11 protein-coding genes and 5 tRNA genes are annotated in these 12,481 nt (G+C 40.7%); all 16 read left to right on the forward strand.

The window, feature by feature from the left end:
* Positions 1–177: 177 nt before the first annotated feature.
* Entirely contained in the window at positions 178–1,743 is a 1,566-nt protein-coding gene (hcp, locus tag HMPREF0873_RS05785; RefSeq protein ID WP_008602464.1) for a hydroxylamine reductase, read from the forward strand.
* A 552-nt stretch (positions 1,744–2,295) separates the two neighbouring features.
* Positions 2,296–2,958, forward strand: a complete 663-nt coding sequence (sdaAB, locus tag HMPREF0873_RS05790; protein ID WP_038125691.1) for an L-serine ammonia-lyase, iron-sulfur-dependent subunit beta — start codon at positions 2,296–2,298, stop codon at positions 2,956–2,958.
* Positions 2,959–2,969: 11 nt separating this feature from the next.
* Positions 2,970–3,842 (forward strand): L-serine ammonia-lyase, iron-sulfur-dependent, subunit alpha, encoded by an 873-nt coding sequence (sdaAA, locus tag HMPREF0873_RS05795; RefSeq protein WP_083788811.1) that lies wholly within the window; start codon positions 2,970–2,972, stop codon positions 3,840–3,842.
* 69 nt (positions 3,843–3,911) lie between these two features.
* Positions 3,912–5,330 carry a CCA tRNA nucleotidyltransferase gene (locus HMPREF0873_RS05800; protein WP_008714924.1) on the forward strand — a complete coding sequence of 473 codons (1,419 nt, stop codon included), beginning with the start codon at positions 3,912–3,914 and terminating at the stop codon, positions 5,328–5,330.
* Entirely contained in the window at positions 5,330–7,297 is a 1,968-nt protein-coding gene (locus HMPREF0873_RS05805; protein ID WP_038125692.1) for a penicillin-binding transpeptidase domain-containing protein, read from the forward strand. The genes HMPREF0873_RS05800 and HMPREF0873_RS05805 overlap by 1 nt, the downstream gene beginning before the upstream one ends.
* A 118-nt stretch (positions 7,298–7,415) precedes the next feature.
* Positions 7,416–8,243, forward strand: coding sequence for a bifunctional 5,10-methylenetetrahydrofolate dehydrogenase/5,10-methenyltetrahydrofolate cyclohydrolase (locus HMPREF0873_RS05810; protein WP_038125694.1), 828 nt, complete (start codon positions 7,416–7,418; stop codon positions 8,241–8,243).
* Positions 8,236–8,577 carry a hydrogenase maturation nickel metallochaperone HypA gene (locus HMPREF0873_RS05815; RefSeq protein WP_008714928.1) on the forward strand — a complete coding sequence of 114 codons (342 nt, stop codon included), beginning with the start codon at positions 8,236–8,238 and terminating at the stop codon, positions 8,575–8,577. Before HMPREF0873_RS05810 ends, HMPREF0873_RS05815 begins: the two co-directional genes overlap by 8 nt.
* Positions 8,578–8,592: 15 nt before the next feature.
* Positions 8,593–9,246 carry a hydrogenase nickel incorporation protein HypB gene (gene hypB / locus HMPREF0873_RS05820; RefSeq protein ID WP_004697543.1) on the forward strand — a complete coding sequence of 218 codons (654 nt, stop codon included), beginning with the start codon at positions 8,593–8,595 and terminating at the stop codon, positions 9,244–9,246.
* Positions 9,243–10,664 (forward strand): hypothetical protein, encoded by a 1,422-nt coding sequence (locus tag HMPREF0873_RS05825; RefSeq protein ID WP_004697547.1) that lies wholly within the window; start codon positions 9,243–9,245, stop codon positions 10,662–10,664. The genes hypB and HMPREF0873_RS05825 overlap by 4 nt, the downstream gene beginning before the upstream one ends.
* A gap of 28 nt (positions 10,665–10,692) precedes the next feature.
* Positions 10,693–11,157: a BREX-3 system P-loop-containing protein BrxF gene (gene brxF, locus HMPREF0873_RS05830; protein WP_004695092.1), complete on the forward strand. Its 465-nt coding sequence runs from the start codon at positions 10,693–10,695 to the stop codon at positions 11,155–11,157.
* 446 nt (positions 11,158–11,603) lie between these two features.
* A tRNA-Thr gene (locus HMPREF0873_RS05835) sits at positions 11,604–11,679 on the forward strand.
* Positions 11,680–11,689: 10 nt separating this feature from the next.
* Positions 11,690–11,774, forward strand: a tRNA-Tyr gene (locus HMPREF0873_RS05840).
* A gap of 5 nt (positions 11,775–11,779) precedes the next feature.
* A tRNA-Met gene (locus HMPREF0873_RS05845) sits at positions 11,780–11,855 on the forward strand.
* Between the two features lie 31 nt (positions 11,856–11,886).
* Positions 11,887–11,962, forward strand: a tRNA-Thr gene (locus HMPREF0873_RS05850).
* Positions 11,963–11,967: 5 nt separating this feature from the next.
* A tRNA-Met gene (locus tag HMPREF0873_RS05855) sits at positions 11,968–12,044 on the forward strand.
* Positions 12,045–12,224: 180 nt separating this feature from the next.
* The coding region (locus HMPREF0873_RS05860) for a GTP-binding protein (RefSeq protein WP_008714929.1) at positions 12,225–12,481 on the forward strand (257 nt) is incomplete at its 3' end.

Genomic DNA, 12,481 nt, shown 5'->3' on the forward strand with positions numbered 1-12,481 from the left:
GTCAGGAAAATTTTTGAAAAAGTTTTTATTTGTTGCTCAAGCTACAGAAATTGTATCATCTTTACGTTATACTTTCAAATGTAATCAATCAGACAACTGATAAAACATCAGTGTAATGTATAGGTTTTATATTATCTAGCTTGACTGCGAGGAAGTCTCGCAAAGGAGGATTTTTAAATGAGTATGTTCTGTTATCAATGCGAACAATCTGCAGCACCAGGTGGCTGTACTGTACAAGGTGTATGTGGTAAAACTGCACCAGTTGCTAACTTACAAGACGAATTAACTGCTGCCTTAGTTGGCTTGGCTCGCGCTTTAGACGTAAAGGGTCATACTAAAGAAGGTATCGATTATATTATGCGCGGTTTGTTCATGTGTGTAACAAACGTAAACTTCTCTGAAGACCGCGTTCAAGAATTCATTGACGAAGTAAATGCTTACCATGCAAAAGTGGATAGCGCTCAACAAAATTTCGATTGGGAACAATTGTGGAAAGGTGAAGAAGACATCGTATCCCTTCGTTCCACATTATTGTTAGGTATGCGTGGTATGGCTGCATATGCATGGCATGCTGCTCGCCTTGGCTTCCACGATGCTGATGTTGACGCTTGGTTCGTTAAAGGCATGGTAGAATTCGCTAAAGATCACAGTGCTGAAGAATGGCTTGATCTTTTGATGGAATTTGGTCAAATTAACTTGAAATGTATGGCTGTTCTTGATAAAGCTAATACTGAAACATATGGTACACCTGTACCAACTACAGTTCCTTTGACTGTAGAACCAGGTCCTTTCATCGTTGTAACTGGTCATGACCTTCATGACTTGAAACAATTATTGGAACAAACTGATGGTAAAGGTGTAAATATCTATACTCATGGTGAAATGTTGCCTTGCCACGCTTATCCTGAATTGAAGAAACATCCTCAATTGAAAGGTAACTTCGGTACAGCATGGCAAAACCAACAAAAAGAATTTGTTGATGTTCCTGGTGCATTCTTGTTCACTACAAACTGCATTATGCCACCAAAAGAAAACTACAAAGCTAATATCTTCACTACAGATATGGTAGGTTTCGATGGTTGTGCACATATCGAAGAAAAAGAAGATGGTACTAAAGACTTTTCCGCAGTTATCAACCGTGCTATCGAATTGGGCGGCTACAAAGAAGCTCAAGAATTCACTGGTATCAACGGTGGTCATGAAGTAACTACTGGTTTCGGTCATGGCACAGTATTGGGTATTGCTGATAAAGTAATTGACGCTGTAAAAGCTGGCGCTATTAAACACTTCTTCTTGGTAGGTGGTTGTGACGGTGCTAAAGTAGGCCGTAACTACTACACTGAATTCGTTAAACAAACTCCAAATGATACTGTAGTATTGACATTGGCTTGTGGTAAATTCCGTTTCAACGACATGAACATCGGCGAAATCGGTGGTATCCCTCGTATCCTTGATATGGGTCAATGTAACGATGCTTACTCCGCTATTCAAGTAGCAGTAGCTTTAGCTGGTGCATTTGAATGTGATGTAAACGATTTGCCATTGACATTGGTATTGTCCTGGTACGAACAAAAAGCGGTATGTATCTTGTTAACATTGTTGGCATTGGGTATCCGTAACATTTACATCGGACCTTCCTTGCCTAAATTCTTCTCCAGCAATGTATTGAACATTTTGGTAGATAAATTCCAATTACATCCAATTACAACTCCAGAAGCTGACATGAAAGCTATCTTGGGCTAATAGGATCTATTAATCTGTTAACCACAGTCCTACGTCCCCTCTCTTTTATGATTTAGGACTGTTGTTATAAATAACGCACCTAGGGTTATCCTTAGGTGCGTTTTTTTACTATTATTGTGAAAGCTATCTATCGAGTGTTTGTTTATTGATGGGGCCTGACAGTATTGCGACAACTAGATTACTAATGGGCATAACCTATCTCATGCCTCCATACTCAGCGTAAGTCGGCCCTCAATAGGTTATGCCCATAAGTAAAACGTTTCTGAAATATAAGTCCCATCAATATACAAACTCTTAAAATAGCTTTCATCAGAATAGTGAGGTGAGGGGGAGATGTCGCTGCATAAGTATAGTCTTTCCCTTTTATAACTGTAGATATGGATGCGTCCCATCAATATACAAAGTTTTAGAACAGCTTTCATAAGAATAGTAGTCCTCTGTAGACAAACAAATATGCCCCTAATGTGCATATAGACAAGGCTCGATATTGGTTGCTATACTATAGGTGAAATAGGATTTTTTCACATGGTTTATGTGTATATAGAGGTATGTATGAACAGTATTTTTGATATTATAGGGCCTATTATGATTGGTCCGTCTAGTTCGCATACAGCGGGTGCTGCGCGGCTAGGGAAGATGGCGCGTTGTATTTTTCGTTCTACTCCCAAAAAGGTAGATTTAACATTATATGGATCTTTTGCAAAAACCTATAAAGGGCATGGCACAGATCGTGCTTTGATTGGCGGCTTATTAGGTTATAAAGAGGATGATGCGAACATCCGAGTTGCCCATGAATTAGCGAAAAAAGAGGGGATGGAGTTTTCTTTTATTGAGTCTCCTCTTGATGTAGGGCATCCGAATGTGGTGCGTTTTGATATGTATGATGAACATAATCGTCATATGACTGTTATTGGTCGCTCTCTCGGCGGTGGTCAGATTATGATTACCGAAGTAGATGGAAATGATATGTCCATTACAGGAGATGAGTTTACGCTCGTTGTGTTCCATGAGGATAGACCTGGTGCGATTTCTCTTGTGAGCCAAGCATTGAGCGAGTCTGATATTAACATCGCTACGATGCGCGTATTCCGTAAGGGCAAGCATAAGGATGCAGTTATGGTTATTACTACAGATACGGTGGTAAATCCTATTACAGTTCAGTTTATGCGCGAGTTTCCAGGAATCCAGGATGTGATGACCTTTGAAGCATTATAGGAGGGCGAATGATGAGTTATGCATATGATACAATTGCAGATATTATTCGCCTAGGTGAGGAAAACAATATTTCTTTTGGCGATGTAGTATTGCGTTATGAATTAGAGAATTACGACCGTAGTGAAGATGCGGTTGTTCGTGAAATAGAAAATCGCTTAGATATTTTTGAAAGCTCCATTCAAGATGGCATAGCTTATGCGGAGAAAACGGCTTCTGGTATGTCCGGTGGTCAAGCGGCACAGCTTAATGGGCAAACACCTCGTTTTATGAGTGATATTGCGTATAAGGCAATGACGTATGCTATTGCTGTAAATGAGGCAAATGCAAAGATGTTCCGCATTGTTGCTTGTCCTACGGCGGGCTCTTGTGGTGTTATGCCTGGTGCGGTGAAAGCCGTTGCGGACCACTACCAATTAGATAGAGCTACAGTGGTAAAAGGCTTCTTAGCTGCGTCCGGTATTGGTAATGTAGTAGCAAATCGCGCTTGTGTTGCTGGTGCTGTTGGCGGTTGCCAAGCGGAAATTGGTACGGCTGCGTGTATGGCAGCAGGTGCGATTGTCGAAATGATGAGTGGTTCACCACGTCAAGTAGGCCATGCTATCGCATTGTGCATGAAAAATCTATTGGGGCTTGCTTGTGATCCAGTGGCGGGACTCGTAGAGGTACCATGTGTTAAACGTAATGGCTTCTATGCAGTTCATGCTATTACTGCATCTGAAATGGCGTTGATGAATATTGAAAGTCAAATTCCACCAGATGAAGTCATCGAAGCGATGAATAATATAGGCCGTGCTATGCCGGCAGCATTGCGTGAAACAAGTGATGGCGGTCTTGCGGTAACACCGACAGGTACAGCTATTGCGGAAAGAGTGCAATCCTTATAAGGATTGCACTTTTTTCATGCTTTCATTTGTAGTAAAATAAAGATTAGACTAGTTTAGAAAGGAGCGTGTATGATGGAACAAGCAAATCGAATATTGACCGTATTGGAAGAAGCCGGTCATGAAGCCTATATCATAGGCGGCGCTGTGCGCGATATTTTGATGCATCAAAAGCCACATGACTTCGATATTGTGACGTCTGCACGTCCCGATACGGTAATTGAGGTTCTTCGCAGTCATGATATTCAAACGACAGACCTCGTAGGCAAATCTTTTGGTGTAGTGGTAGCTACATTAGAGGGAAGGCAATACGAAATTGCTACATATAGAACGGAGCGATATGGCGCAGATAGCCATCGCCCTGAAGAAATTATCTATGCCGATACCTTAGAAGAAGATGTGTTACGTCGTGACTTTACTGTCAACGGCATGGCGATGAACCGCTTTGGTGAGGTTATCGACCTCGTAGGTGGACGCCGAGATATTAAACATAAGACATTACGCACTATTGGTAATGCGCAGGAACGTTTTGAAGAAGATGCATTGCGATTATTTAGAGCGTGCCGCTTTGTGGCAAAGCTAGATTTCTTACCTACCGAAGACTTATTAGAAGCTATGCCAAAGGCATTTCATCGTGTGCCTGGATTATCTCTCGAGAGAGTTCGTAGTGAACTGGACCGACTCATGTTAGAGCCTGCTGTGGCTAAAGGCCTTGATGTATTAGTACAATCTCGCTTGGCCGAGTGCTCTTGTCGCGTTGTAGAAAATGGCGTCGCTCATGAAGTGCCTATTTTACCAGAGCTATACCATCTTGTGAATTTACCACAAGAAAAAGACTTTCACGAATTTGATGGTTGGTATCATACATTAGCCGTTGTATCTCATACAGAACCAGATTTAACATTACGTTGGGGTGCACTGTTACACGATGTAGCAAAGGGGATGCCTACGGTGCGTGCTGTGGTGAATGGTCGCCTCACAGATCGTGGTCATGATACATTAGGGGCTGAAATGACAGAAACCTTGCTTACTCGTTTAGGTTACCCTAAGAGTTTTGTGCGCCGTGTAGCTTGGATTGTAAAAAATCATATGCGCTTTCACTATTTTGTACAAAATGGGGAAGCTAATGAGAAGAAGTGGATCCGTAAAGAGGCTCGCAGCGGTGAGTTTCGAGATAGTCAAATTATGCGAATTGCATGGGAACAATTATCTAAGGTTTGTGCTGCCGATGTATTAGGCTGTGGGAAGCCTTATGCATCGACTGATGGCACCTTAGCCTTTGGTGAATGTATGGCAGATCTTAGCCTAGAGATGCCTATCCATACAAAGGATTTAAATTATGACGAACGAGTTATTAAGCTTGCAGGGAAAAAAGTGGGGGAAGGATTGCAGTATTTATTAGGTCAGGTTCAAAATGGGGTGATTCCCAATGAACCAGATGCATTATATGATGCATTAGACCATAAGTTACGCCGTCCAGTGGAGAAATGATGAAGTTATTAAATAAAGCGTTATTACGCATGAGTGATTGGAGTCGCACTACGTGGTGCCTTGCCATACTCATGACCGTTGCCTTCGTCCTTATTGGGCGTTTAGCACAGTTACAGGTCTTTGACACCTTTGACCTAGAGAAGAAAAACTTATTACAAGTTCAAGTAGATAGAAAATTACAATCGCCGCGGGGTACAATCTATGACCGTAATGGCAAGCCATTGGCGATGAGTGTAGTTACAAAATCTTTATATGCGGATCCGAAGATGATTAAACAGTCTCCTCAAGAGATTGCGGAGCTCATCTCACCGTATGTAACGATGTCAAAAGAGAATATTGTAAAAGCTTTGCAAGAGGATACCGCCTTTGTCTGGTTGAATCGTATGATGGATGCAGACAAATCAAAAGCGGTACAACAAGTTATTAAGGATAATAATATTGCAGGCCTCAATTTCGTTGAAGAATCTAAGCGCTATTATCCAAATGGTGTCTTAGCGGCACAAGTATTAGGCTTTGTCGGCACTGATGATAAAGGTCTTGATGGTCTAGAAATGGTTCTTGATGACGAATTAAAGGGGGGCGTACAACAAGAAATTGTAGCTACTGATAATAAAGGGAATGCCATCTTTGGTTCCGTATTATCTAAATTTTTACCAGATAAGGGTAAAAGCGTAACCTTAACCATCGATGCAACAATTCAATTTATTGCAGAACGCGCTCTTGATAAGGCGATGGTTGATACAGGAGCTAAGCATGCCAGCGTTATCGTTATGGATCCAAAGAACGGTGAAATATTAGCGATGGCCAATCGTCCAAGTTATGATCCTAATAACTACAACCAAAGTGGTGAAGAGGCTTTCAAAAATATTGCGGTTACCAATTTATATGAACCAGGCTCTACATTCAAACCTATCATTGCATCTGCAGCTCTTGCAGCAGGCAAATGGAAGTTAGACACTGTGTATAACGATAAAGGGGCCTTCGCTGCCAATGGACATATCATTAGAAACTGGAATGGTGAGGGATATGGTCCTGTTCGTTTGCTAGATATTTTGAAGTACTCTATTAATACTGGTATGGCTGAAATTGGTACATTAACAGGGGCAGATATTCTCTCGAAATATATACGTGATTATGGCTTTGGCTCTGAAACAGGTATTGAATTGCCTGGTGAAGGAGCAGGTATTTTGTATAATCCAGAGGATATGAGTAAGCTAGACGTTGCGACTATGTCCATCGGTCAAGGTATTGCGGTTACACCATTACAAATGGTTCGCGCCTTTGGTGCACTTTCTAATGGTGGGGCTATGATGAAACCACATATCATCAAGTCTTATAGTAACTCTCAAGGCGATGTTACAAGTACGACTGAAACATCTGTTGTGGGACAACCAGTTCCGGCGGAAACCGCTAAAACCATTGTAGATATTCTAGAAAAAGAAGTATCCGAAGGTGGCGGTACAAAAGCGATGGTAGAAGGTTATCACTTCGGCGGTAAAACTGGTACGGCGCAAAAACTAGATACCAAACATGGCGGTTATCTCGACGGACAATACATTGCGTCCTTTATTGGCTTTGGCCCTGTAGAGGATCCAAAATTTGTAGTTCTTGTCGTTATTGATGACCCACAAAAGGGTTCTTATTATGGTAGTCAAATTGTAGCCCCTGTATTTAAGGACATCGTATCTCAACTTGTACGGTATTACCAAATGAGTCCGTATGTTAAAGAAAGTACACCAGTAGCTGTTAAAGCTGCTAATACATTACCTGAACCAAAACCGGGAAGTGATGGTTCTGTTACATTGCCTAACTTTACTGGTTTTACCTATGGTGAAGTGCGTGATTGGTTACATAAGGCGGGACTTGCCTTTAAACCGGATGGAACTGGTACGGCTACATCTCAAGATGAAAGTAGCGGTACAACTGTTCAGGCTGGTACAGCAATTACTGTTCATTTCCGTAGATAAAACGAATTCGGTCATAATTAGAAATTATAGACAGTTCGTTATATAATAGAATAAGAGACTTAGGTGCCTCTCCGGAGGCACCTTATTTTATAGATAGTTTGAATGAATGGAGATACTTATGATCGAATTACGCGGTAAAGCAGTAGCAGACGCTCACAAGGCGATTTTACAAGAAAAAGTTGCAGCAGTTGGCGACTCTGTAATTACTATGGCAGTATTACTCGTTGGTGAAGACCACGGTGCTCATATGTACGCTACATTTATGGAAAAGACAGCTAAAAATTTTGGCTATGGTTTTGTGCTAAAGCAATTGCCTGAAACGACAACGCAAGATGAAGTAGTAGCGGCGTTGCATGAATTAAATACTGATCCATCTATTCATGGAATTTTACCGCTAATGCCAATGCCTAAACACATTGATACAGAAGCTCTTATCGATATGTTAGATCCTAAAAAAGATATTGATGGTCTTACAACATATAACATCGGTTTAGTAACAGCTGGTAAGGGTGGCTTTGCTCCTTGTACGGCTAAGGCTTGTATGGCTATTTTAAATCACTATAATATTCCTTTAGAAGGAAAACATGTGGTTGTAGTCGGTCGTAGCCAAGTTATCGGTAAACCTGTAGCGCTTATGGCACTCGCTGCACATGGTACTGTTACAATGTGCCATTCTAGAACTTCTGATCTAGTAGAGCAAGTAAAGCGTGGTGATATTATTATTGCTGCGGCTGGTCGTGCTCATATGATTACTGCTAATATGATTAAGCCTGGTGCTGTTGTTATTGATGTAGGTATTAATGAACTGGACGGCAAAACTGTAGGTGATGTTGATTATGATGCGGTAAAAGATATTGCATCTGCCATTACTCCTGTACCAGGAGGTGTTGGATCCGTAACAACGACAATGATGCTAGAAGCGGTATACGAGGCATATCATGCATGAGATGTCTATAGCAGAAGGTATTCTTGATGTAGCGCTCGATACCTTACGTCAACATGATGCGACAGTCATTCATTCTATTCAACTAGACTTAGGTTTAATGAGTGGGGTAGAACCGGATTCATTGCTATTTTGTTGGGAAGCCATTACGAAGGGAACACCTGCGGAAGGCTCACGCATAGAAATCAATACAGTTCCTATTGAAGGAAAGTGTTTAGATTGTGATAAAATATTTTTTGTAAAAAATTATACGTTTATTTGTCCTTATTGTGACAGCCATTTCGTACAAACTATAGGCGGTCGCGAGCTACAAGTGACCTCTATAGATATCGATTGATAGAAAGGTTAGGGCATGCAAGTTCAAGTTAAAACTAATGTACTGGCAAAAAACGATGCTATTGCAGAGTCCTTACAACAGTTGTTTAAGGAAAAGAATATATTTGTATTTAACCTGTTAGGTTCACCTGGGGCAGGTAAGACCTCCCTTTTGGAGGCAACCTTACAAGATTTAAAAAAGGATTATCGCTTAGCCGTTATTGAAGGCGATTTATTTACGGCAAAGGATGCCAAGCGCATTCATGAGTTGGGTGTGCCTGTTATCCAGATTAATACAGTTGGTGGGTGCCATCTCGATGCACAGATGATTCAAGATGCCTTAGGTGATCTTAATCTTGATGATCTCGATATGATTATTATTGAAAATGTAGGCAATTTAGTCTGCCCTGCGGAATTTGAGATTGGTGAAAGCATGAAAGTAACGATTTTATCTGTTACCGAAGGTGAAGATAAGCCCCTTAAGTATCCGTTAATCTTTAAAGAGTCTAAGGCCATCCTTATTAACAAGATTGATTTATTGCCTTATGTGCCTTTCAAAAAGGAGCAGGCAATACAAGATATCCGTAATTTAAATCCAAATGGAGAAATTTTTGAAGTAAGTTGCACGGCCCACAACGGTCTTGAAACATGGTTGAATTGGTTGCGTGCACAGTTGGAGAATAATCGATGAACTATTCTATGAAGAGCCGTATTGTAGCAGCCCTCCTTGTGGGCTTGTGTGCTACTACAATCAGTTATGCAGCAGAGCCTGCCATTTCCACTGTTAACCCAGTTGCAGTAGAAACTACTGATGACACTAACGTTGTAGCTCAAGATTCCGCTAATGCGAGCAATGATGGTAGTGTAGATGGAACTGGTGAGGTTGATAGCTTGTCTTACCTTGATAATGCACCAGTTAGAGTTGTTAAGCTAGACCCAAAAACGAAACAGGAAGGTTCTAAAACTGGATGGCTCGCAGAGCAAATGGCTGTAACTGAATTTGGTGATTCTATACAATTCTGGCAAGCGGCTAGTGAGAACGAAGGTCCTTTGCCGAGTATCACTCAGAATAATTTAGCTGATATTGGTAAGTCTTATACGGCAAACAGTTTACCGCCTTTAGGTTCTCAAGATGACTATGCTATTGGCACATACCGATTGGGGAATCAGTTTGAAGTCCCAAAAGATGTAGAAAAAACTGAGGTACGTGATAACTTTACTACGTATTACATGAAAGATGTAGCAGTAACTGTATATACTGGACCTGCTCAAGAATTGTTGGTTAACAATCAATTGCGCGGTCAAGGGGCGACTTACTTCTTTGAACCAAATACTATTACAAATATTCATAGTACGAAAAAAGGCGCTAATACAGTACGTGACATTGGCCCTGGTAGCACACGGATGGAATTGATATTTGCCTATGGCAGTCCTAATGCGATGTGGCGTGATAAGAAAAATGAGACGTATATTTTCCTTTATGAGGGGCATTCCGAAAATTCATTGCCTCAAAAAAAGGAGTTTAAGAGTCCTGTAGAGAATACAAATAGTAATAGCCAACAACAATCTATGCTTGGTCAGCAAAAAGAATATATTGCTTTCACCATTAAACAAAGCAATATAGAGGCTGTAGACATTATTAGTGGACAAGTATGGCCTAGGTTTGGATTGCCGAAAGCTGAAGTGTATGATTTTGAAGCTGGTACACTTACGGCTGATGATTTTGTATTGCGTGGTTTCAAGTTGAATGACCATTTTGTTAATGATCCTAATAATGATTGGAAACATCAAGGCATATTGTTTGGCTCCACATTTATTGGCTATAATGAATACGGTGTGAGTGTAGATAAAAAAGATCTTATCAATCGCGTATTATTAAATGTTTATACGCCTACACGTCGTGGAATCGCGATGGGTGATACCAAATATTTATTGCTCTTTGTGTATGGTATGCCAACTCGTATTGTTGAATCTACAACAAAGGCGGGGACGTCTACCGTATATGAATATAAAAATCCAGCGGCAAGCAACTCTTATTTACAGTTTGCCCTAGATGATAAAAACCAATATATCAAATCCGTTATGTTATCTGACCGTCCTGTAAAATAGGATAGGTCACAGCGAGGAGGCAAAGGGTATGGTTACTGTACAAGATGTAAAAGAACGTTGGGAAAAGATTCAAGGTGATGATGAACGTATATTGTTTATCGTTGGTGGTCCAGGTTCTGGTAAAAGTTTGCTAATTCGTGAATTGTCTGAGCAGAAGGGCTGGAAATACTTGGAAGCTAAGCAACTCATCGAGGAAGAGTTTTTGCTCGTGCCTCGTGATGAACGGCCTCAATTAGCGGAAGAAGTTATTTGCCGTGCTCTTAGCCGTAGCGATACGGAAGTAGTCTTGCTAGATGGCATTAATGTATTCTTTGCACCTATCTTAAATCTAAAACCATTTGAGTTGTTAAAAACTATTAGTAAGAAGTATCCTATTGTCGTTGGCTGGCGTGGACATATTGAAGGGGATCAGTTGTACTTAGAACATAACAATAATCCTAAACATGCTGTAGTTAGTATTGCACATCCAGATCATGTTATTGCAATCGACTAAATGTATGTTTGAACATATTGGTTGAATATAGGGAAAACTATAGATGTATAGAAGGAGATAGCGGGCTATCTCCTTTTTTAGTTATATAATTACAGTTATTAGGTAAAAAATATAGTTTTGTAATTTCCTATTATTTGATTTTAGTAAACCTGAAATATGGATGTTAGCAGACATGGACTGGTAAGGAATGAAACTATGTAAAGGTATATAAAGAATATACTAGTAAATAAAAGTTGATTACTGGATATATACTGAAAACGAGGCATTTTATAGAGGATTGATAAAATATAAATTTTTTTTGACAAAATACTTGCATAGGGTATCGTTTCATGTTATTATGATTAAGCACTAAGAGTGACCACAGTGAACGAAAAACTTCAAAAAAGTTTTTAAATGTTCTTGACACTTAGTGTGCTAGGTGATACAATTCATCTTGTCGTAATGATGCTGGCGTAGCTCAATAGGTAGAGCAGCTGACTTGTAATCAGCAGGTTGTGGGTTCAATTCCTATCGCCAGCTCCATTTTATTTATGGAGGGATTCCCGAGCGGCCAAAGGGAGCAGACTGTAAATCTGCCGTCTTCGACTTCGAAGGTTCGAATCCTTCTCCCTCCACCATTCATAGCGGGGTGGAGCAGTTGGTAGCTCGTCGGGCTCATAACCCGAAGGTCGCAGGTTCAAGTCCTGTCCCCGCAACCATAAAAACCACAGTGAAATGATCGTTCATTGTGCTGGTGTAGCTCAGTCGGCAGAGCGTATCCTTGGTAAGGATAAGGTCACCGGTTCAATCCCGGTCACTAGCTCCATACATGGCGGCATAGCTCAGTTGGCTAGAGCAATCGGTTCATACCCGGTGTGTCCGCGGTTCAAATCCGTGTGCCGCCACCATTAAACCTCACCTTGGTGGGGATTTTTTTATTTCTTTACATATGACATGCTATTCTAAGACTTTGTATATATGGTATAATAATAGGTAAGGAAATCTTATATTCCATTGATAAATTAGGGTTAATATATTATATTAATACTAGAATGTAATTTGTTTTTGTGAAGGAGGATATAATCCTAATGGCAAAAGAAAAATTTGAACGTACGAAACCGCATGTTAACATCGGTACAATCGGTCACGTTGACCATGGTAAAACTACTTTGACTGCTGCAATCACTAAAGTATTGGCTGAAAAAGGTCAAGCTGACTTCCAAGATTACAGCATGATCGATAAAGCTCCAGAAGAACGTGAACGCGGTATCACAATCAACACTGCACACGTTGAGTATGAAACTGCTAACCGTCACTATGCACACGTTGACTGCCCAGGCCATGC

Source organism: Veillonella sp. 3_1_44 (assembly GCF_000163715.1).
In the GTDB taxonomy this organism is placed as follows: Bacteria; Bacillota; Negativicutes; order Veillonellales; family Veillonellaceae; genus Veillonella; species Veillonella parvula_A.

Excerpts from the sequence above, each read along its gene's own strand:
- hcp (WP_008602464.1), top strand. The coding sequence starts at position 178 with ATGAGTATGTTCTGTTATCAATGCGAACAATCTGCAGCACCAGGTGGC.
- sdaAB (WP_038125691.1), top strand. The coding sequence starts at position 2,296 with ATGAACAGTATTTTTGATATTATAGGGCCTATTATGATTGGTCCGTCT.
- sdaAA (WP_083788811.1), top strand. The coding sequence starts at position 2,970 with ATGAGTTATGCATATGATACAATTGCAGATATTATTCGCCTAGGTGAG.
- HMPREF0873_RS05800 (WP_008714924.1), top strand. The coding sequence starts at position 3,912 with ATGATGGAACAAGCAAATCGAATATTGACCGTATTGGAAGAAGCCGGT.
- HMPREF0873_RS05805 (WP_038125692.1), top strand. The coding sequence starts at position 5,330 with ATGAAGTTATTAAATAAAGCGTTATTACGCATGAGTGATTGGAGTCGC.
- HMPREF0873_RS05810 (WP_038125694.1), top strand. The coding sequence starts at position 7,416 with ATGATCGAATTACGCGGTAAAGCAGTAGCAGACGCTCACAAGGCGATT.
- HMPREF0873_RS05815 (WP_008714928.1), top strand. The coding sequence starts at position 8,236 with ATGCATGAGATGTCTATAGCAGAAGGTATTCTTGATGTAGCGCTCGAT.
- hypB (WP_004697543.1), top strand. The coding sequence starts at position 8,593 with ATGCAAGTTCAAGTTAAAACTAATGTACTGGCAAAAAACGATGCTATT.
- HMPREF0873_RS05825 (WP_004697547.1), top strand. The coding sequence starts at position 9,243 with ATGAACTATTCTATGAAGAGCCGTATTGTAGCAGCCCTCCTTGTGGGC.
- brxF (WP_004695092.1), top strand. The coding sequence starts at position 10,693 with ATGGTTACTGTACAAGATGTAAAAGAACGTTGGGAAAAGATTCAAGGT.